Source organism: Shewanella marina JCM 15074 (genome assembly GCF_000614975.1).
Classification (GTDB): Bacteria; Pseudomonadota; Gammaproteobacteria; order Enterobacterales; family Shewanellaceae; genus Shewanella; species Shewanella marina.
The window spans coordinates 282,445-304,354 of the sequence record NZ_BALM01000001.1 but is presented as its reverse complement, the minus strand read 5'-3'; the positions used below and the strand labels follow the sequence as shown (position 1 = coordinate 304,354).

The 21,910-nt window shown below is 40.2% G+C and carries 21 protein-coding genes and 1 pseudogene; 16 read left to right on the top strand and 6 right to left on the bottom strand.

Going from position 1 to position 21,910, the window contains the following annotated elements:
- Positions 1-87: 87 nt before the first annotated feature.
- Both JCM15074_RS20410 and JCM15074_RS01405 read right to left on the bottom strand, forming a co-directional pair.
- Positions 88-1,733 (bottom strand): annotated as a pseudogene (locus JCM15074_RS20410) (HAL/PAL/TAL family ammonia-lyase).
- A gap of 20 nt (positions 1,734-1,753) precedes the next feature.
- Positions 1,754-3,307, bottom strand: a complete 1,554-nt coding sequence (locus JCM15074_RS01405) for a flavocytochrome c (protein WP_025819508.1) — start codon at positions 3,305-3,307, stop codon at positions 1,754-1,756.
- A 158-nt stretch (positions 3,308-3,465) separates the two neighbouring features.
- Here JCM15074_RS01405 and JCM15074_RS01400 point away from each other — a divergent pair, with 158 nt between their 5' ends.
- The 7 genes from JCM15074_RS01400 to JCM15074_RS01370 all read left to right on the top strand — a co-directional run bounded on the left by JCM15074_RS01400 (position 3,466) and on the right by JCM15074_RS01370 (position 11,822).
- Positions 3,466-4,986, top strand: a complete 1,521-nt coding sequence (locus JCM15074_RS01400; RefSeq protein WP_025819507.1) for a sigma-54-dependent Fis family transcriptional regulator — start codon at positions 3,466-3,468, stop codon at positions 4,984-4,986.
- Between the two features lie 226 nt (positions 4,987-5,212).
- Complete coding sequence (locus JCM15074_RS01395) at positions 5,213-5,875, top strand: spondin domain-containing protein (protein WP_025819506.1); 663 nt, start codon at positions 5,213-5,215, stop codon at positions 5,873-5,875.
- Between the two features lie 425 nt (positions 5,876-6,300).
- On the top strand, positions 6,301-7,152 hold the full coding sequence (locus JCM15074_RS20405; protein ID WP_051536796.1) for an ABC transporter substrate-binding protein: 852 nt from the start codon (positions 6,301-6,303) through the stop codon (positions 7,150-7,152).
- Positions 7,149-8,156 carry a FecCD family ABC transporter permease gene (locus JCM15074_RS01385; protein WP_025819505.1) on the top strand — a complete coding sequence of 336 codons (1,008 nt, stop codon included), beginning with the start codon at positions 7,149-7,151 and terminating at the stop codon, positions 8,154-8,156. Before JCM15074_RS20405 ends, JCM15074_RS01385 begins: the two co-directional genes overlap by 4 nt.
- Positions 8,156-8,938: an ABC transporter ATP-binding protein gene (locus tag JCM15074_RS01380; protein WP_025819504.1), complete on the top strand. Its 783-nt coding sequence runs from the start codon at positions 8,156-8,158 to the stop codon at positions 8,936-8,938. Before JCM15074_RS01385 ends, JCM15074_RS01380 begins: the two co-directional genes overlap by 1 nt.
- Complete coding sequence (locus JCM15074_RS01375) at positions 8,935-9,744, top strand: class I SAM-dependent methyltransferase (RefSeq protein WP_025819503.1); 810 nt, start codon at positions 8,935-8,937, stop codon at positions 9,742-9,744. Before JCM15074_RS01380 ends, JCM15074_RS01375 begins: the two co-directional genes overlap by 4 nt.
- Before the next feature lie 50 nt (positions 9,745-9,794).
- Positions 9,795-11,822: a TonB-dependent receptor plug domain-containing protein gene (locus JCM15074_RS01370; RefSeq protein ID WP_025819502.1), complete on the top strand. Its 2,028-nt coding sequence runs from the start codon at positions 9,795-9,797 to the stop codon at positions 11,820-11,822.
- An 85-nt stretch (positions 11,823-11,907) separates the two neighbouring features.
- Here JCM15074_RS01370 and JCM15074_RS01365 read toward each other — a convergent pair whose 3' ends face one another.
- Entirely contained in the window at positions 11,908-12,951 is a 1,044-nt protein-coding gene (locus tag JCM15074_RS01365) for a GMP reductase (RefSeq protein WP_025819501.1), read from the bottom strand.
- Positions 12,952-13,384: 433 nt separating this feature from the next.
- On the opposite strand from JCM15074_RS01365, the gene JCM15074_RS01360 reads away from it, so the two are divergent.
- From JCM15074_RS01360 to JCM15074_RS01345, 4 genes are all read left to right on the top strand, one after another.
- Positions 13,385-13,801: a hypothetical protein gene (locus JCM15074_RS01360; protein ID WP_025819500.1), complete on the top strand. Its 417-nt coding sequence runs from the start codon at positions 13,385-13,387 to the stop codon at positions 13,799-13,801.
- Positions 13,802-13,947: 146 nt separating this feature from the next.
- Positions 13,948-14,241: a DUF1707 domain-containing protein gene (locus JCM15074_RS23375; protein ID WP_051536795.1), complete on the top strand. Its 294-nt coding sequence runs from the start codon at positions 13,948-13,950 to the stop codon at positions 14,239-14,241.
- Positions 14,242-14,255: 14 nt separating this feature from the next.
- Positions 14,256-14,618, top strand: a complete 363-nt coding sequence (locus JCM15074_RS23370) for a hypothetical protein (RefSeq protein ID WP_148300707.1) — start codon at positions 14,256-14,258, stop codon at positions 14,616-14,618.
- Positions 14,619-14,749: 131 nt separating this feature from the next.
- Entirely contained in the window at positions 14,750-15,256 is a 507-nt protein-coding gene (locus JCM15074_RS01345; protein WP_025819499.1) for a type II secretion system protein, read from the top strand.
- On the opposite strand, the gene JCM15074_RS01340 is transcribed toward JCM15074_RS01345, so the two are convergent.
- On the bottom strand, positions 15,253-16,125 hold the full coding sequence (locus tag JCM15074_RS01340; RefSeq protein WP_025819498.1) for a hypothetical protein: 873 nt from the start codon (positions 16,123-16,125) through the stop codon (positions 15,253-15,255). The genes JCM15074_RS01345 and JCM15074_RS01340 overlap by 4 nt on opposite strands.
- 507 nt (positions 16,126-16,632) lie before the next feature.
- Here JCM15074_RS01340 and JCM15074_RS01335 point away from each other — a divergent pair.
- The 5 genes from JCM15074_RS01335 to JCM15074_RS01315 all read left to right on the top strand — a co-directional run bounded on the left by JCM15074_RS01335 (position 16,633) and on the right by JCM15074_RS01315 (position 20,895).
- Positions 16,633-17,853 carry a putative porin gene (locus JCM15074_RS01335; RefSeq protein WP_051536793.1) on the top strand — a complete coding sequence of 407 codons (1,221 nt, stop codon included), beginning with the start codon at positions 16,633-16,635 and terminating at the stop codon, positions 17,851-17,853.
- A 200-nt stretch (positions 17,854-18,053) separates the two neighbouring features.
- The gene (locus JCM15074_RS01330; protein WP_025819496.1) at positions 18,054-19,085 is read left to right on the top strand and encodes a cation diffusion facilitator family transporter; all 1,032 of its coding nucleotides are present in this window, start codon (positions 18,054-18,056) and stop codon (positions 19,083-19,085) included.
- Complete coding sequence (locus JCM15074_RS01325) at positions 19,082-19,504, top strand: MarR family winged helix-turn-helix transcriptional regulator (RefSeq protein WP_199899762.1); 423 nt, start codon at positions 19,082-19,084, stop codon at positions 19,502-19,504. The genes JCM15074_RS01330 and JCM15074_RS01325 overlap by 4 nt, the downstream gene beginning before the upstream one ends.
- A gap of 228 nt (positions 19,505-19,732) precedes the next feature.
- Positions 19,733-20,341, top strand: coding sequence for a PGAP1-like alpha/beta domain-containing protein (locus JCM15074_RS01320; protein WP_025819494.1), 609 nt, complete (start codon positions 19,733-19,735; stop codon positions 20,339-20,341).
- Positions 20,342-20,427: 86 nt separating this feature from the next.
- On the top strand, positions 20,428-20,895 hold the full coding sequence (locus tag JCM15074_RS01315; RefSeq protein WP_025819493.1) for a carbohydrate-binding protein: 468 nt from the start codon (positions 20,428-20,430) through the stop codon (positions 20,893-20,895).
- Between the two features lie 56 nt (positions 20,896-20,951).
- On the opposite strand, the gene JCM15074_RS25355 is transcribed toward JCM15074_RS01315, so the two are convergent.
- On the bottom strand, positions 20,952-21,464 hold the full coding sequence (locus tag JCM15074_RS25355) for a prepilin-type N-terminal cleavage/methylation domain-containing protein (RefSeq protein WP_025819492.1): 513 nt from the start codon (positions 21,462-21,464) through the stop codon (positions 20,952-20,954).
- A 173-nt stretch (positions 21,465-21,637) separates the two neighbouring features.
- Positions 21,638-21,898, bottom strand: coding sequence for a hypothetical protein (locus JCM15074_RS01305; RefSeq protein ID WP_025819491.1), 261 nt, complete (start codon positions 21,896-21,898; stop codon positions 21,638-21,640).
- Positions 21,899-21,910 lie beyond the last annotated feature (12 nt).

Sequence of the window (21,910 nt, the reverse complement as noted above, 5' to 3'; positions counted from 1 at the left end):
GCAGAAGCCGATAATGGCGATAAACTTAACACTAATACAGCACATAATAGATGTTTAAACATATAATTATCCTAGTTTTAATCACTATTATTTATAGTTAGCGATAAATTGAGTTGAAGCCTGAATATCTGGCGTAAATGGACGGTCTTGGCTGACAAATGGCACCACTTGACGATAGGCTTGATATAGCTTTCCAGTGCTATGGCCAATAGCCAATGACTGATCTGCTTGTTTTCTTAAATCAATTGCTTGGCTTGAGTGCAATACTTCTAACCCATAAATCACTTCAGTGTTATCAACAATCTTAATTAAGTTTTCTGATGCTAATGCTAAATTAGTAAAGGTATCTTCAATATTGCCTGCAATCGCAATACCATCAAATGACACTGGTTGAGCCAGCTGTTTGTTGCGCACTTGCATATCAACAAATGCTTTTTGAATCGCACCGAATGCATGCCCTTGGTTGTTAGGTGCACTTAAAAAGCGAGATAGCTGAGTAAAATGACTATCTGATAAATGAATGGTTCGCTGCACGCTATTATGCGCTACATGCGTTAATGCCACACTTAAACTCTGTACCGCTAACGCAACCGGAAGTGGTTCAAAGTTTGTGGTAGGGAACACACCACCTTGCCCTGCCACTAAGTACTGGGCAACCTGTGAATACTGGCTATATTGATCTGAAGCCCCCACCACGACAGCAGGATTATCATCTGAATGGTTAATTTGAATATCAATCACCTGCTTTAAATCAACCAGCGCTTTTTGCGCACTTGCAAGCGTATAACCCGTAGTGCGATAGCTTAGAGGATCTTGCAATGGACGCTTACTATTCGCTTGCCATAAGTAACTGCCATCTAATTGCGCCAGAATATCTGCGGCTGTCGCACCAATGTATGGGAATGGACGAATATCATTAGTTTGCGGTAAAAATGGCGCAATATTGCCATTTAAACCTTCTAAACTCAGGCCAAATACAGTTGGTGAAATCGCCAGTAAATGCTCAGCTTTTTGATAACCTTGCATTGCATAAGCAACTGAAACAGAGTTATTCGATAAAATTGATAACGCATCTTTACCCATCGGCTTTAATGGTTTGATATTGGCATCAGCCATTGCTTCAGCGCTACTCACCACTTTGCCTTTGTAGTTCACTTGCCACTCGCCAATCATGCTAAGCCAACATGGGACGACAACAAAATATCCGCTTCGCCAACGGTGCCTTTTGCAGGAATAACGGGCACTAACCCTTTGTTCAAATATGATTGATAGAGTTCTGCCACAACAGGTTGCACCCCAGTATGGCCAGCCAAAATAGTGTTGAGTCGCACCGCCATTGCTAATCGTGTCAAACGTACAGGCATAGCTTCGCCCACACCCGCACTATGCGCACGTAAGGTGCTGTAATTAAACTTTTGCGACGCTGCTAATACTGACGGGCTTAATTGCCCTGTGCTATCAAATAATTTATGGTCTTTGTTTAACCCAACACCAACGGTTAAACCATATACAGGCTTACCTAAACGTGCTGATTCCATAAGTAAATCATACGCAATTTGCAAGTTTTGGATTGATTTGGGTGCAATCTCAACTTTAGCCCCATCAGCAATGGCCCATGCCTGAGTTTGAGTGAGATTTTTACCATCAAGTAGCACATTGTCCATCGCGAATGCAGCATGTGAACTTACAGATAACGCCATAGTGGCAAGCAGTAATTTACGATTTATTTTCATTTTCATCATTCCAATATTAATTATGCAGTTTTAAGCGCTGCAGCATCAGCTGTACCGCAAATTCGACCAGCATTTCGGCCAGTTACAATACCTTCCGCCACCGCACAAGCCCCCAATCGACTTGCACCATGTACGCCACCAGTAACTTCCCCAGCAGCATACAAACCTGCAATGGCTTTATTGGTGACTAGATGCATCACTTCAGAACGGGTATTTACTTTGACGCCCCCCATGCAATAGTGCACTTTTGGCCACATGCGGACGCCATACCAAGGGCCGCTATCAAGTAAAATAGCCTCTTGCATTGGTCGGCCAAACTCTTCATCTTGCTTATTGGTTACTGCGTTATTCCAGCGTTCAACTTGTGCGATTAATTTGTCTGCAGGCATACCATAAATTGCGGCTAATTCTGCAAGCGTATCGGCTTTCTTAATAACGTTATATTTCATGCCCCACTCTAGCGTTTGCGCTTTAGCTGCGCCTTTCGCATTGGTAAAGCCAATGGGATAAACAGGACGTCCTTGCTCATCTCGACGGGTCATAATGGCATCAGCGCGCGCTTTACGGTCAGCCAGCTCGTTAAAGAATCGCTCGCCACTGCGTGCATCAACTACGATTCCGTGTGGATAAGTCGCAATCGTATTGAACTGAGATGCGGTGCCAAAACCTTTCTCGTCTGGTGAGGCCCAAGGTCCTAATTGAATTTGATCTAAATGAATCGGGTTAGCACCAATCAGCATCATCTGTTTTAATGCTTCTGAGGTTGCCCCAGCGTGGTTGGTTGAGTCTAAATCGGTATTAAGCTCTGGCATCTGCATCATGCGAAACTCAATATCACGAGAAAAACCACCGCTCGCCATAATCACCCCTTTGCGAGCCCCAAGGTGCTTAACTAAACCTGAATTAGGTTTCTTATAGAAATGATTTTCACGTACTTGAAGACCAATCACACGACCATTATCATCAACGATAAACTGCTCCATTTTGACCTGATTACGCATATCCACGCCATTTTGGCGCGCCGCTTTGATTAACGGTCTAATGATGCCAGCGCCCGAGCTCTCTTTGGTCTGCAATACTCGTTGAATTGAATGTCCACCAAAGTGCTGCACAAATGGTTTCCATTGCACTCCATGGGCCATTAGCCAATCACAAGACTCAGAAGTGCCATTGCAGATTAAACGCAACATCTCAACGTCGTTCATACCACGTCCAGCCGCCAACATATCGGCAACCATCACATCAACACTGTCTTGAATACCGGCTTGCTTTTGTAGTGGGCTTCCCGCCACGGCCATTGCGCCGCCGTTAATCGTAGAGTTGCCACCAAATACAGGCATCTTATCGATAACCATCACGCTGGCACCGGCTTCTCTGGCTTGCAAGGCAGCTGCCATACCAGCAAAGCCACTACCAACGACAATGACATCTACCACTTCATCAAACTGGGGTGATTGGGTCGACTCTGAGGCTAATACCGAATTAGAGGTTAAGGTTAAACTCGTTACCGCCAATGCGGCACCACCTTTTAATAAATTACGGCGACTTTTACTTAATAGCGCTTTATCAGTCATGGGGGATCCATCTATTTAATAATTTACGCTTTATATAGCGAATAATATGCCAAGTAATTTATTTATGAATAAAACAGCCATATTTATGAACTCACGCACGGAATCACGAAATATAACGATTTATGATCACGATAATTAACGGCATTAACTAAATATGAATGGAAAAAAATTTATTCTTTGAAGCTAATCAACAGCTATGTAACACATTAGAATTAAATGTGTCACTTAAAAATTATTTTGATCTTATGATTAAATACCTTCCTATGGATGGCATATTCATCAATAAATATCGCCCTCAATATAAAGATATTCAATTTCTAGCTCATGCCAATAAATCAACAGCTGAATTTCTAGAGCAACAGATCCCTTTGCCACAAGAATATATTGATAAACTGCAAGATCCACAGCGACCATTAATTCATATTATTAATGATATAACTCAAGATCCTGTGACTAATTATGTCGCTCCAAAAGTATTTCCCGATATAAAATCAATAATGTTATTACGTATGACTTGTGAACAAACACATTTAGGCGTTGTTGGTTTTTATTCAAAAAAAGCCGCGGCCTTTAACGCTTACCATGCTCAACTCATTGAACCATTTAGTCATACTTTTTCATTTATTAATGCTTTCCATTTAAAAAATCGCAACCAATTACAGCAACATACTTTAGCTGATAACCCGTGTAGCATTACAACTCAAACCGAACTGCAATTTGGTGTTATTGGTGCACATGGTGGCTTAAAACAAGTGATGCAACAAGTAACTGCCGTTGCCCAAGTCAATACCCATGTATTGTTACTCGGTGAGACAGGTTGTGGTAAAGAGGTCATTGCGAATAGTATCCATCAAGCCTCTAATCGTCACGATCGAGCTTTTGTTAAAATTAACTGTGGTGCAATCCCTGAATCATTAATTGATTCAGAACTATTTGGCTATGAAAAAGGGGCATTTACTGGTGCAGAAACCCGTAAAGCAGGTTGTTTTGAACAAGCAAATGGCGGCACTATTTTTCTAGATGAAATAGGCGAGTTACCGCTAAGTGCCCAAGTTAGACTATTGCGCGTATTGCAAAATAACACCATTACTAGAGTGGGTAGTACTGAGTCAGTCCAACTCGATATTCGCGTTATTGCAGCCACTCACCGTGATTTATACACCATGGTGCTCAATGGCGAATTTAGGCAAGATCTTTGGTATCGATTAGCGGTATTTCCAATTGATATTCCTGCATTAAGACAGAGAAAGCAAGATATCCCATTACTGATTCAGTTCTTTTTAGAACAACTGCAAATTAAATTTAATTTGCCATGCTTACCGCAAATTGCAACTGAACAATTAACCCAATTACAGCGATATTCATGGCCCGGTAATGTAAGAGAATTAATCAACGTACTTGAACGAGCAGTCATTCAAGCAGCTAATAAACCGCTTAATTTCGATTTTTTAAATCATTCAACCATACTCGTTAATAAAGTGACTGACACAACAGTTATCGTTGATCCTAGTCATGTCACAAATCAACTTATTCCACTAGATGAAATGACAAAAAAATATATTGAGCATGCTTTAAAAATTACAGGAGGGAAATTATATGGTCCAGCAGGTGCTGCTGAGTTATTAGATATTAATCCCAACACACTACGCAGTAAAATGAAAAAACTTGGAATAAACTAACGCTAGTTGACCATTAATGCTCTAATGGTCAACTACTTAATATCACGTTTTTGTTATTAACATTGACCAATATCACTTAATTAAATTTATATTGGATAATAATGCCTATATATATTTATAAGCTGCTGTGATTAAAAAATAGTTATTCTGTGAGAAATTCGTGACAAACGTTTTTTATAGTCAAAGAGAAATAAATAATCCCTACTATAAATATGAGAACCTTGTTATGAATAATACCATTAAATCAAGTTTATTAATCCTCACTTTAGCGGCATCCGCATCGGCTTTTGCGGATAATCAACGAGTATATGAAGTCACCGTTACCAATTTAACTAAAGGCATTGCCTTCACCCCATTTTTAGGGGCGACCCATAAAAAAGGCATGCAACTATTCAGATTAGGGCATGCGGCATCTGACAATGTTGCCAATGTCGCCGAAGGTGGCGATATCAGCGGCTTAAAAGATGAATTAGATAATACCTATAGCGTTGCCAGCACGGCTGCAAGTGCAGGATTATTAACTCATGGTCAAAGTGTGACTTTTACAATTGATGGCCAAGCTCGATTTAATCATTTGAGCCTGATTTCTATGCTACTGCCCACCAATGACACCATGGTGTCACTGCGCGGCAAAAAACTACCAAAACAGAAAGGCCAAGTGGTGCACTATCGAATGCATGCCTATGATGCCGGCACCGAGGTCAATAGCGAATTATGTAGCGATATTCCCGGCCCACAATGTGGTGGCAACCCATTTTCAGTTCCAGCAGCATCCGATGAAGGCTACGTTTACCCAAGTCCAGGCATTCACGGCGAAGCAGACTTAAGCCGATTTGATTATGGTTGGCAAGCTGCCGTTGCAAAAGTAAAAATCAAGCGAATTAATTAAATCATCCCTCCTCTAGTTAATTAGATTGTTCAATATTAAAGCGGCTATTGGCAATCTAATTAAAGCCTATTTAAGCTTTATTTATGCTAAAACCAAGCTCTTTTTAGCCATTACATTTCAATTACCTTTAAGTCCAAGTTGTTAAAAGTGTGAACTCGGTTGGTTGACTTTTTTTAGGTTCAACGTACTCTATCGCACTCGATATATAACTTAGTATATATCGCTTTAAAATATTGGATAGTGATGATAATGGATAGAAGAGATTTTTTAGCGGGTTGCATCGGTGTTGGGATTTGCTCTCTCCTGCCTAAGCTCGCTTATGCAAAAATCAATCTCAATTAATCCACCAGCTCGGACTTTCACTGCCTCAAGCGAATAAAATACAACGAATCGTCAGCGCCGGTGGCCCTGCAGATTCGCTGTTAATGGCACTCTGCCCGGAAAAACTTTTAGGTTATGCCAACCAAAACCCTGCGGCACTCATTCGCGCTGGACTCACCAACCCTATTTTTGATAAGCCCAAACTAGGACGTTTATCAGGTAAAAATACCTTGCTGTCGTTAGAGTCACTACTCCAGCTACAACCAGACTTAATCGTTGATTGTGGCAATGTATCCAACACGCACTTATCACTCGCGCACCGATTACAACAATTAACGGGTATCAATACCCTATTAATTGACGGTAATTTGCAAGATAGCGCGGCACAACTACAACAACTGGGACAAGTATTAGGGCTAGAGACAAGAGCTAATATCTTGGCTGAAAAAGCTAATAATATTCTTAATAATGCTAACCATTATGCGGCGACACATAGCAGTAAAAGCTTTTATTTTGCTCGCAGTCCTAATGGCCAACAAACAGGTTTATCTGGCTCTATTCATACTCAGGCAATAGAAGTGTTAGGTTTAAAAAATGTTGCTCAAAGCCAACATTTTTATGGTTTAGCACAGGTCTCTATGGAGCAAATTATTCAATGGGATCCTGATGTTATCATCACTCAGGAGCCATTATTTGCGCAACATATTCAACATCACCCAGTATGGCGTTCACTTCGAGCGATTAAAACTAATCAACTCTTAGTATTTAGCAATCAGCCTTTCGGCTGGCTTGATACTCCGCCAGGGATCAATCGATTACTTGGGTTGCAATACTTGCAAAATCGTCTTTTGAATATTTCCCCTCAACAAGTCGAATTAGATGTTCAGCAATTTTTTGAACATTTTTACCAAAGCCAATTATCACTACCACAAGTAAGGCAGCTACTCGCTATATGACCCTAACTCACATCAAATATCCGCTGCTTATTTGTGTCTGCCTCGGTTCATTACTACTGGCTTTCAGTAGTGGTCAATACCCTCTGAGCTTGCAACAACAAGGCATGCTGTTATTGCATTTTTTCAGTCAACACAGTAACGACATCAATGACAGTGCGGCTAATGTATTTTGGCATTTACGTCTACCACGCATTTTAGCCGCGATTATGATTGGTGCAGGTCTTGCTGCTGCTGGAGCCGCTTATCAAGGCATGTTTCGCAATCCGTTAGTTTCACCAGATATTTTAGGGGTTTCTGCGGGAGCTGGACTGGGCGCAGTACTTGGGATCTATCTTGATCAATCTATGTTAATGATCCAACTACTGGCATTTGGTTCCGGTATGTTGATGGTGTTATTAGTCTGCGCTATAGCAAGGCTTAGCCAGCAGCGAGACCCTATGCTATCACTGGTGTTGGTCGGTATTGCTTTAGCAGCACTATGTGGTGCGGGGATCTCATTAATCAAATTATTGGCCGATCCTTATAGTCAATTACCCTCGATTACATTTTGGTTAATGGGCGGATTGTCTGGCATTAGTTTGTCAGACTTACAAGCAACAATGCCTCTCATCTTAATCGGCTTATTACCGCTGTTTTTATTACGTTGGCGCATGAACCTCCTGAGTTTGCCTGATGATGAAGCTAAAACACTTGGCATTAATGTGCGTCAAACTCGATTAATCTTTATTGCTTCTGCAACCCTACTGACCGCCGCTGCGGTATCACTCGCGGGAATTGTTGGTTGGCTAGGATTGGTCGTGCCTCATATAGCCCGATTAATGGCAGGCGCAGACTTTAGACAGCTCCTGCCCACGTCAATGTTAACGGGTGCTGCGCTGCTGTTGTTTACAGATACCTTATCTCGCACTCTCGTCGATATTGAGTTACCGCTAGGCATTTTAACCGCTTGCATTGGCGCACCATTTTTCATTTTTCTGCTCATTCGTGGACAAGGACGACGCTAATGTTACTCGAACTCAAACAAGTAGCCATAGGCTACTCACAGCAGCAGCTTGCAACTGACATTAACATTCAAATAGCAGACGCTGAGATAGTCTGCTTATTGGGGCGAAACGGCAGTGGGAAAACCACCTTATTAAAAACCATATTAAACTTACAAGCCCCATTAACGGGACAAATTTATATTGCGGGAAAACCGTTATCTCAATGGTCAGCACCAGAGTTGGCACAACAGATAGCTTATGTCCCACAAGCACAGCATTACTGTTTTTCATTTAGCGTATTACAAATGGTGCTGATGGGTTGCCAAGCCAGACTCCGTTTGTTTGCGACCCCCTCAACTCAAGACACTCAACGTGCCTATCAAGCATTAGCTATCCTCGGGATTGAACATTTAGCCAAACAACAGATTGATCAAATTAGTGGTGGCGAACGGCAATTAGTATTAATTGCTCGAGCATTAACTCAGTCTCCAAAATTATTAATTATGGATGAGCCCGCTGCTAGCCTTGATTTTGGTAATCAAATAAAACTGCTGAATCAAATTCAACAGTTAAAACAATTAGGTATCGCGGTATTGATGTCAACTCATCATCCTCGACATGCTGAACTCGTGGCCGATAGCGTAGTGATTTTGCATAAACATACCCATGCTATCCAAGGTTTACCCTCAGCATTACTTACCGCGCTTGAATTAGCCAAGCTTTATGGCGTCAGTCAACACTCAATTGAACGCCATCTTTCAGGTGTTACCCCTCCTTTATTTAACACAAAGGTCTTACCATGATAATTGATGAAATCGACTTTAATGCAATGTATCGCGAACATTTACAACGCGCTAATCGTAGCCATAAAACTGCCGATCATTGGGATAATCGAGCAGAGGAGATGGCTCAAGTATGCGCGAATCCTAATGACCCCTACTTACAACAGTTTATCGCTATGATGGACTTTACTGATGCCGAATCATTACTAGATATGGGCTGTGGGCCGGGCTCCATTTGTGTGGCCGTGGCAGATAAATTTAAACAGGTATATGGCTTAGACTACAGCACCAAAATGCTTGCCGTCTGCCGTCGCCGCGCTCAACAGATGGGAGTCAACAATATCACTCTCATCCAACATGCTTGGGAGGATGATTGGAGCAATATTCCTCGCTGTGATATTACCGTCGCGTCTCGCTCTACCTTGGTTGGCGATCTCAAGCAAGCCATGTATCAATTAAATCAACATGCTCGTTTAAGGGTTTACACCACTCACACTATCGCACCAACATTTATTGACCCTGCAATTATTCGTGCCATTGGCCGTGAAGTGGTCACCTTGCCCAATTATCAATATGCAATCAATGTATTAGCGCAACTGGGAATTAATCCCAAGGTCGACTACATCAACAGCCCGAACACTCATCAACAAGCCATTGATTATGACCGCTTTGAACATAGTGTCAGTTGGTCATTAGGGGCATTAACCGAACTTGAAAAACAGCGGTTACAACAGTATTACGCCCAGCACAAACAACAAGGAAAGCCAATTTCTGCCGGTAATCATGGTTGGGCCATGGTTTATTGGGACAAAGTCGATTTAGCCTAACCCACAATTTTATCCCCGCATCATTACGCCTACACATAAAGGAATTAGAAATGAGATTGAACAAGTTATGCTGTTTGTTGCCTGCTATTTTAGCCGCTCAGCCTGCACTTGCTGCTACCGATACCTCTGACCCCATTACAGATAAAAATAACATAACAACTAAACAGATCTTTGACCAAGGTGTGGTGACGGTTTGGGGCAGCCCACTAACCACCAGTCAAGACAGTATTAGTCGCAATACGATTAAAGATCTAAACCTGCATAATGTTGCAGAAGCACTCAATACCATGCCTGGCGTGAGCTTACAAAAGTCCGGTCGTCGTAACGAGTTACAAGTTAAAGTAAGGGGCTTTGATAACCGTCAAGTCCCACTATTTTTTGATGGTATACCCATTTATGTTCCTTATGATGGCACTTTAGATTTAGGGCGTTTTCTCGCATCTGATCTTGCCTCAATTGAAGTTGCAAAAGGCAATGCTTCACTGCTGCAAGGTCCCAATATGATGGGGGGTGCAATTAACTTATCGACTCGGCAGCCTGAACATAAATTAGAGGGACATATTAGTGCAGCTCAAGGCTGGGCCAATGGTAAAGATAATGCTTACAGCGTTGATGCCGCCATTGGTGGTAAAAGCGATTTGGGATTTGTGCAACTCAGCGCTAATAAATTGAACCAAGATTTTTCTGGTTTACCTGATGATGTTAACAATCCAGTCGCAGGCAGTGACGGTCAACGGGCTAACTCAGCTTTTCATGATGATCGCAGCATGGCTAAAATTGGCTTCACCCCAAATGACAGTGATGAGTATATTCTGACTTATATTCATCAAAATGGTGAGAAAAATAGCCCTCCCTATGCAGGTGATGATGCCAAAGCGATTTCAAGCTACTGGCAATGGCCACAATATAATAAAGAAAGCATATATTTCAGTGGTTATACTCAGCTCAGCCAACGGGTGTCGCTGCAAAGTCGTGTATACCATGATAGCTTTCAAAATACCTTACTCATTTATAAATCATTAGCTAATTTACAGCATCAAAAAGGAGCATATAGCCATTATGACGATTTTAGTAATGGTGCTGGATTACAGCTGAGTATTAATATGCGTGACAGCGATATGCTCTCTTTTGCCACTCATTGGAAAGATGATGTACATCGGGAACAAAAAAAAGTGAATGCTGATTATGACCATTATAAAGATCGCACTTGGTCAAGTGCAATGGAATACCAATGGACTGCAACCGATCAGCTTGATGTTGTCAGCGGAGTCAGTTATGACACACGCAAAAGCCTACAAGGTTTTAAATTCAACAAGAATGGCAGTACCACTGTCTATGATGACAATAATCAATCTGCTTTTAACTGGCAATTAATGGCTCGTTATACACTTGAGAATAGCGATCAAATTGAACTGTCTTTTTCTGATAAAAGCCGCTTTCCTACATTAAAAGAGCGCTATACCACTCATCGACCAGCCTATGGTCAAACGGCATTGGTCAATCCATTTTTACAACCAGAACGGGCTAAAAATCTTGAGTTAACTTATAAAGCTGAAATTGCAGATAGCTGGAAGCTGGAAACCAGTGGTTATTACAACCAAATCAGTGACGCAATTTTAATTCACAATATTAGTGCCGATGTTATTCAAAATCGTAATAGTGGCAAGGTCGACTATATGGGCTTTGATGTTGGGCTATATGGTCAAATTACTGATATTGCAGATATTGGTTTTAGTTATAGTTACATTCACAGTGATGTAAAACAATTTGATATCGATGTAACGGGGCTACCGACACAGCAAGCCTACGCATGGGTTAAGTTAGCACTTACTGACACTTTAAATTTTACCGTTATAGAAGAAGTTAGAGGACAATCATTTAGTAACTCAGCAGGGACTCAAGTCGCTAAAGGCTTTGCTGTTACTGGCATTAAATTTGATTACGACTTGCTTAAAGGTTTAAAGCTAAATGCATCGGTCAACAATCTATTTGATAAAAATTATGCATATACAGAAGGTTTTATGGAAGAAGGCCGTAATTACTGGCTAGGAATTGATTATAAATTTCAAGTTAATTAGGTAATAACTAAACAAACTCCCGTCTAATATTCTAGACGGGAGTTTTTTGCTCAGCACAAACAAACTTGCGACTTAACAACAAAGGTTATTCTTTACCGAATACGTTATTTTCTTGCTCTTGTACGCGAATAAAAGTAGTACGCTTGGTCAGCTCTTTTAAGAACGCAGCCCCCACATAAGTACAAGTAGAACGCACGCCGCCCATAATGTCTAAAATGGTATTATCGACACTGCCGCGATAAGGTAATAATACTGTTTTACCTTCAGCTGCACGGTATTTAGCAACGCCACCAGAGTGCTTTGCCATTGCAGATTGTGATGACATACCGTAAAACTTAACCATCTTTTTGCCATCTTGCTCAACGACTTCGCCGCCACTCTCAGTGTGACCAGCTAACATACCGCCTAACATGACAAAATCGGCGCCTCCACCAAATGCCTTTGACACGTCACCAGCACAGCTGCAACCACCGTCACCGATAATTTGACCACCTAGACCATGCGCAGCATCTGCACATTCAATGATGGCCGATAACTGCGGGTAACCCACACCGGTTTTAACGCGAGTAGTACATACTGAACCTGGGCCAATACCCACTTTAACAATATCGGCGCCTGCAAGAATAAGCTCTTCAACCATATCGCCAGTCACTACGTTACCGGCACTGATGACCTTCATAGGGAAGGCTGCACGCACTTTACGCACATAATCCACTAAATGCTCTGAGTAACCGTTAGCAATGTCGATACAGATAAATTGAATATCATTTGAGAACGCTAAAATCTCGCCTAACTTAATAAAGTCAGCATCAGAAGTACCACTTGAAACCATGACATGTTTAAGTACTTCAGCAGGTTGCGATGCAATGAACTCAGCCCACTGCGCCACTGAATAATGCTTATGAACGGCCGTCATTACTTGATGTTTCGCTAGACTCTCCGCCATAGCAAAGCTAGCCACTGAATCCATATTTGCTGCAATAATTGGCACACCTGACCACGTTAGACCACTGTGTTTAAAAGTGAAGTGACGCGTTAAATCAACCTGTGAACGGCTTTTTAACGTTGAACGTTTAGGACGGAAAAGTACATCTTTAAAACCTAACTTCAAATCTTGTTCAATACGCATTACTTCATTCCTCACATCGGATTTTGCGCGCAGCAAAACCGCCGACAAAAGTATAATTTTATCGGCAATATATTAATTTCCTGAGTTTATTTCAGGCACAAAAAAACCGGAGCGTTTATGGGCGCTCCGGTTTTCAGCATTATAGGAACCAATTAAAAACTAGCAAGTTCTCAATTTAGAACACTGAATTCTGCAACATTTTATCCATTCATTTTTCGTAGCTAACGCATTGATATTAGTTTTTTTAGTTTTGTTATTCATCTTTAAAATCATTCAATTAAGAAAATCATAATATTCATTTATAAGACAAACGTCTTATATTGCCTTCACTGATTTATCTGGTTAGCTTGGTCACTGAGACATAAAAATGAAATGGATATTCACTAATAATATGACATCAGTGTCACTTATTAGATAAACAACGGAGCATATTATGCCACCCAAAATGTTGTTAAATGGAGTTGTCAGCGCCGCTATCAGTTTATTGGCACCTAATGTGTGGGCTGAAATGCCTGAACATCATCACCCAACTCAAACTCATGCCAGCAATTTGAACACACAACCCATTAAATTAAATGCTGACAATATGATCCACAGCCAAAGTAAAACTGAAATTACCACCTTGGTTAACCACCGATATCAATCTTTCGAAAGTATTACAGGCCAAGCAGCTTTGGCACAGGGAATAACTAAACAACAACTAACCACGCATGAGTCATGGTATCAAGACAGTAAAGGCCAATATTGGTATGCATGGTATGTTACTGAGCAAGGTAAAAATAAAACGCTCAAAGTGGTCAATCAAGGGTTAGCCAAGCAAGGTAGTATGCAATTTAAGGCACTAGAATGACGTTGGTCAAAACAATTATTATATTGTAAATTTCACTAAAATATTTAATGAATATAACAATCATTCTAGTTAACTTATTGTTTTTATTATACTGGTATAGCTCTTGCTTTAAGCTTATCGTCCATCGAAAATTATAGGGAGCTACCATGCCTGTCAACCTAGAAGATCGCCCAATAGAAACAGTCAGACAACAGGTCATTGATCAACTCATGTTCAATTATAGTCATGGTGAGTTATCTGAAACGGCATTTGAACGCCGTTTGGACCAAGCGATGGACAGTCAGTCCAATCAAGAATTAGTCGACCTTGTTGCAGATTTAGAGTTACAAACGGATAGCCAATATCAAGCCTTAAGACAACAAGCAAGTGCAGTGCAATACAGTACGATAAAAGGTGAGCACCAAAAAAACTTGTTTACCATTTTTCTAGCGAAAAAGTGAGTGGAACTTGGTTAGTGCCAAATAACATCACCATCTATAGTCTATTTGGAGGGAGTGAAATAGATTTCAGCCAAGCAAAATTTCAAAGCCCTAATGTCAACATCAAGATCTATAGTCTGTTTTCTGGCAATGAGTTTTTCTTACCTGAGCAAATAAATGTTAATACCAGTACCGTCAGTATTTTTAGTGGCGTCGAAAATCATACAGCCAGTCACCATAGCCAACATAGTCCTATCCTACATGTGGAAGGTGTAATCCTTTTTAGCGGCTTAAATTTTAAGATCAAAACGCCATTTAAGGAACAGTTTTTTAATCTAGCTAAAAGTATTAGAGCGCTATTTGTTGACTCATCTGATAGCAAATACAAAAATAGTTAACGGCTAAAATCGCGGTATAAATTGCCCCTTAAAGTCACTGCAACTTTAATCTGAAAATCAACTAATGCAGTGACATGTTACGCCTTAATCCCCTATTATCCTTGGTTCTAATATGCTTATAGGGAGATAACATGTTACGCAATAATCTTGGTTTTACGCTGCAAGAAGTCGTGGTGGTTATCACTCTAATGGGGATATTATCCGTTGCAGCTGCACCGCAAATCATCAACCTCAATAGTGATGCAAGAGTCGCAACACTTCATGGCATTCAAGATAGCATTGCAGGGGCTAATAATATTATTTATTCAAAAGCCGCCGCCAATGGTCAACAGCGCCAAACCAACTCGAGTTTAACCATAGGTTCAGGTAACACCAGCAGTCAAATTAATATTGGTCATGGTTATTTAACGGCTGATATCGCCAATTTAGCGAAAGTGTTGGATGCCAATATTGCAGGACATTTAGATTCTGCCATCACACAAGCTAAGGCAGATTGGATCATTACCAGCAATAGCCATAGTGATGACACCTTGATTATCAGGCAAAACGGTGCACCTGAAACTGACTGCCATTTGGTTTATACGCAAGCAACTGCCACCAGCACACCTAATTTCACACTCAATACTAAAGGTTGTTAAGCTGCTTTAGTTGCTTTAGTTTGAGTGGTCATGATAATTTGCCCAGCTTGATCCAGTTTAAGCTGCACCGTTAATGATATAAGTTGGGCAAGACTGTTGATATGAGTACCGCCACATGGCATGCAGATCTCAGTTGCATCAAGATTAATGGTCCAATAACGTGAATCGGTTAAATACGGCCCTTTACACACCATCTTAATTTCAGCTTGAGTGACTAACCAAATCGCCAGCTGTTGATTAACTAGGGCTTCAATCACCGTTAAATTAGTGACGACATCATCACTATTTAAACCACGTTTACGCAAGGTTTTACCTAATCGATAAGTATCAATGCAAGTATCAGGGCTGACAAAACTGGTTTCCTCAGCATAACGATGAAAATGATGATGCCCCAGCTCATCATTGCGATCAGGCTGTTTACGCCAATAATCTTGATGTAGCACTTTGTTCAAAGCTAATGCCGCTAAATGTGCACCGCTATGAGCACGGCTTAAACTGTCTTGATAATCTTTATCGACTCGCAGCATGACGGTTTGTGATGGCCGTAACTCAATTAATGCATCGATTTGATGTACGACCACAAATTGCCAGCCAGCCTCTTCTCGCTTTACTGGAATATCTGCACCAATAAATAACTCACCCGTTCGATCAATTGCGCCAACAACACAATCAGTCACAGTGAATATTTGCTCATCAATAATCAATTCACCACGATCTGCAGGATGATCTGGCCAAATATGAGAAACAGGATGAAATGGAGTCTCTTCAGTCACAATATAAGTGTGATTAAGGTGAGTTTTATACAGCAGCAGTTGACTACTGATATTTATTTCACCATAAGGAAACACCACAACGGTAGGGTTAAGCATAAATAATTCTTCTTAAAATAGGGCTCGGTGGCAGCATAGCAGATCCATTATTTAACTAAAATCAATCCTTCAAACAAACAAAGGTTGAATCCAATTCAATATAGGCCTAATGTAGTATATTGTTAACTAGTTGTTACTAATGAATAATGCTGAAGTTGGCAATACCCAATAATATCCAATTTCAAACTTGATCAATAAAATGGGTCCGCTATACAGAAAGCATGATAAATAGCGACATAAACAGGCCAACTAAATTAGTCGCTATTGATTAATAAACAGAAATAACTAGAGTCAATAATGAGAGTTATTATTTAACCCGTTATTAACAGACTGCTCAACTAAAAAGGTTAATAACACCTTAATGGTGATTCTCTAGAACACGTCTATAAGTTAGATAACGACCAAACGTCGGCGCAGCCCTTAGAGGCAATGCTTAATTATAAAATCTAATTAAGTATTAATAACTTATTTATAAATTAGTTCTGTAAAAATAGAGGGAGACACCCCATGCTACACCGGATGATGATAGGCGCTCTAGCTTGTTTACCTGTGATGGTACAAGCAGCTGAAGATACTGATGCTCGTATTGCGGCGCTAGAAAAAGAACTTAATGCCCTAAAACAAGAAGTACAGCAGGAAGATAAAACTGTTGATAAAAAAATTGAAAGCGCTAAACCTAATATTACAGTAGGCGGTGCGGTACGTTTTCAATATTCATTTGAAGACTATAGTGAAAGTAATCGGGATCGTGGTGGCGATATCGATATGGATGTCTTCAGACTCAATTTAGATGGCTCAATTGGCGATGTTATTTTGTCAGCAGAGTATCGCTGGTACCAATATATGGATGTTATTCATCATGCTTATGTTGGCTATCAATTTAATGACAACTGGCTCGGTAAAATTGGTATCACTCAAGTCCCTTTTGGTAACCTAAAATATAACTCTAATAGTTTCTTTTTTAGTACTAACTTCTATTTAGGCTTAGAAGATGACTATGATGCAGGTATCGTCTTTACTGGTGACTATGGTAAGCACAATATCGATTTAGGTTTCTTCAAAAATGATGAACTAGGCGGTATTGACGGTTGGATGGGGAGTAATAGTCGGACAGATCGATACTCCTATGACATCGTAGGAAAATTTGAGAAAGATCAAGATGGTAATAACGTCTTATTCGCTCTAGCAGAAAGTAATACCTTTAATTTACGTTATACCTATGACTTTGATAATGTCCAGTTGGGTGCTTCAGCCATGTATGGTGAGCTGGAAAACAGTACTGGTGATGCAGGAGATCGCACTGCCTATGCGTTGCATTTAAAAGCCAATATGGGCAAAAACTGGGGCGCATTACTGCAATTTACCGATTATGAGTACAACCTAAACCAGCATCGCGACTTTATTGCCGTGGGTGCCTGGGCATTCTATGACACTATCCCAACCTCAGCACAATCCTATACTGGTAGTTTAACTTACTCAATGGATGTTAAATGGGGACCTATCACTAATCTCAAATTCTATGATGATTTAGGATTCGTCACTAATAAATCTGGCAATGCTGAAGATACGATAATGAACGTGTTTGGTGTAGCGGTTAGCTCTGGTGGTCTTTACACTCAGATTGATTTAATTACAGCGAAGAACCAACCCTTTATTGGTGGTAGCTTAGCTGGTAGCGCCGAGGATTATAACACCCGCATTAATATCAACTTTGGTTATTACTTCTAATAATTAAATGTGTTCAATTTTAATTAGACATAGCTGATACAAGTTATCTCACTCACCACTGCCTTGTGGTCTATAGCAAATATAAGAAGGCAGTCGGTTATATCACTAGCCCATCTTCCTTACCGTATTAAATTTATAGATTGACATCATTCTTGATGTTCAAATAACATGATCATCAAATATTTTGATAATCAAACAATATGCAAGAATCAACTCATCGTAGCTCATCAGCGTTACATTTAAGTCATCAGCACAATTTTAATCGTCACCAACATCAAGGTGAACAACGCACTCTCTATGTCTTAATATTAACCATCGTCATGATGATTGTAGAAATTACAGCGGGTACGATTTATGGCTCAATGGCCTTATTGGCAGATGGCTGGCATATGGGAACCCACGCAGCCGCTTTTAGTATTACTCTGTTTGCTTATTGGTATGCTAAAAAGCACCGATTTAACCCACAATTCTCATTTGGGACAGGTAAAGTCAGTGTATTAGGTGGCTACACTAGTGCCATTGCACTTGGTATTGTCGCCATTATGATGGCAATTGAATCAATCCATCGGTTAGTTAATCCAGATCAAATTCAATTTAATGAAGCCATCTTAGTCGCTATTATTGGTTTAATCGTAAACTTAGTCAGCATGTTGCTCCTGCATAATCATGGTCACCACCACAGCCATGAGCATCATGAACATGAACATGAACATGAACATGAACATGAACATGAACATGAACATGAACATGAACATGAACATGAACATGAACATGAACATGAACATGAACATGAACAGCATGATAAACCACATCAAGATCACAACTTAAAAGCGGCTTATTTACATGTTCTAGCCGATGCTCTTACCTCATTATTAGCGATATTCGCATTAATCATTGGCAAATATTTAGGCTGGACTTGGCTAGATGCAGTCATGGGAATTGTCGGCGCCATTGTTATCACAAAATGGTCCATTGGTTTAATGCAACAAACCAGCCCAATCTTGCTCGATGCCAGTATCAACGAAGATTATAAACAACGAGTTATCCAACAGCTTGAACAAGATGGTAGCAAAGTCATTGACCTACATATTTGGCGCATAAGTGCCGATCATTACTCCGCTGCCATCAGTATATTAGCGCCGTCAAATAAAACTGTAGCAGACTATAAACATCAACTAGAAAAATTTGATAAAATTAATCATCTGACAATTGAACTCAATAAAGCTCAATGAATATCCAACAGCTAAAACAACTCAACCAACTATTGGTAGAATTTTACGATAAGTTATCGTCATGGGAACATTCGGTCGTTAAAGAAACTGGCTATTCATTAGCACAGATCCATACCATTGAAGTACTTGGTTGTCATGGTGCAATGCGCATGAAAGAACTAGCTGAAAAGCTCGGGATCACCACGGGAACATTAACCGTGCAAGTGGAAAAACTGGTAAAAGCAAAGTTACTGACTCGTTCAACACAAGATGATGATCGCCGTGCAATTGTGGTCGACTTGACTGAAACGGGTCTGGCATTACATAAGCATCATAATGAATTACATCTTGCTTTAGTTAAAGAGCTTACGCGCAATATTGAACCAAAGAACGCTGCAATATTGATTGAATCTATGACACTTATTAACCGCGAGTTTTAAAACCAATAACGGGGCTAATTATTAGCCCCTCCACGCTATCCCTCTACCATCACAACCAAGCATTTCAACAATAGTAAAATAAATCAACTTAGATTTGGTTAATAAATATTTTCTTCACCAAACAGCTAAGCTATCGATATAAAGCAAATCACATATTTAAAAATTACTTCGGTACTGTTAAATTAAATCAATAACATAAGCGCTCTATAGCAACATCAAGGAATAACAATGTCCGCCACCCAAAAAGTGATTATTCTGCATGGTTTATATATGTCGGGCTTAGTGATGTGGCCATTAGCAAAATACATTGAGCGACAAGGATTTGAAGTCTTAAATCTGAGTTACAACACTCTCAATCCCAATAAAGAACAAATTTTTGCAACAATAGATGCTTTTATTGATGAACAACCCAGTGTATTTGTGTGTCATTCCATGGGAGGCTTAGTTGCCAGAGCATACCTTGAGGCCGATAGTCATCAATCACAATTTATCAATAAGGTCATCACACTTGGCACGCCGCATCAAGGCTCAAATATAGCTAAACAGATACAGGAACGGGGCCTTCAACGATTACTTAATAATAGTGTTGATTACTTACTCCCCTACCACCAAACTTGGCCCTTTGCTGCCAAGCTCTATAGTATTGCAGGTGATTTCGCTTTAGGGATAATGCCACTTATCCATAAAGATAGTGCGTCTGATGGTACCGTGTTATTAAATGAAACAAAGCTAACAGGTATGACTCAGCATAAAGTGTTTCATTTAAGTCACACAGCTCTGATTTACTCTAAGCAAGTGATGCGATATGTAGTACAAATTTTACGTGACGAGCAATAACTCAATCCATCACTGCTGTATTTAAGATTGTCTTAATTCAATACTGAGATGATCTGCGCATAATACCATTCACTATTTTCACTTTTATGCATAAATTTTCTCTGACGGGGCTGCTGCTTATATCACTTGGTAGCATCACCTTTACCGCTCCTGTCTCCGCCAATACGCCAACAACACTGCCAAGCGAACGTCCATCTGGTTTGGCTAAATGGGATAAGCAAACCATCTATGAAAAAGGCGATACTGCACGCTATTTAGGGCGTCTATGGCGGGCAAAGTGGTGGACTCAAGGTGAGCGACCACAATTTGATCATGAACATGGCCCATGGAAATTAATCAAGCTCACAACTAATAATTCCAAGCCTGAACTATTACCTCATTTTAAAGCGCCACGCTATCGTGCAGGTATTAAGTATCAAGCGGGTGATAAGGTCACGGCCAAAAACGGCCGTATTTATCGCTGTAAAGATTGGCCACAAACACCTTGGTGTGAACTAAAAGCTTACGCACCTGGTGATAGCCAGCATTGGCGTCAAGCTTGGGATAGAATCTAGCTTATAAATGAAAAATGCGCTCATTGAGCGCATTTAATTTACGTATGTACATCGATTTAGCAGCCATTAGTCACTAACGAATAAACTGGAACTTCAAAATTCATTTTATTAAATCCATACGCTAAATAACATTGCGAAGCTTCAATATCTGAAACGTTTGTAGACTCAAATGCTGGAGCGGACTTTGGGGTAAGATAAGCCGTGGCAAATACTCCACCAGTACTTCTGATATTCCAATCCTTTTTACTCACATTTAAGATGCCTCCAACATTCCATGCAGTTCCTAACACATATCCGTAATGAAGGCTTATTTTCTTACCATCAATAATTAACCAATTATCGTAATCATTATGATAATTGCCGTACTCTAATCCTGCCAAACCTTTTAATGATGCTTTGTTATACACTAACGAATTAGCTGATTTTAAACTCGCTTCTATTCCCTTTAAATCTGCAATACGAGCATCTTTTTGCAAGTTAACAAACTTAGGGATAGCAATCACGGCTAAGATCCCAACAATAATGATCACGATAACCAGCTCAATAAGGGTAAAACCTTTCTGCTTCATATGTTGCCAAGATAATAACTAGGTTATTAAATTTTAGCATTAGGTTAAAAGGTTAACAAATTGATCACTCCATACTCTCCGTTCTCACAATGCACAAGCGATACCAATATATTCAACGGCAAGTTGTATTAAAAAAGTAAACTTAGCCAACAAATCAATACACTATAACAACCTTAGTTATTAGCTTGTTTTTTACCAAACCAAGCACCAATCGCAGCAGCAATAAACAGAGATAGCCAGCCCAAACCAATTGCAATCGTTTCTGGCACGCCTAATCCCCAAGCTAAACTAAATGATAGACCTCCCACAGCACTAACAGGGTCAAGCAAACTCACAATATATTCAGTTAACGGCATGCCAGATGGCATACCGGTTAAATTAACAACAGCGACCCAAATTAACGCAAATAAAACGGCAAAAATAAACGATCTCACTTTAGACTCTCT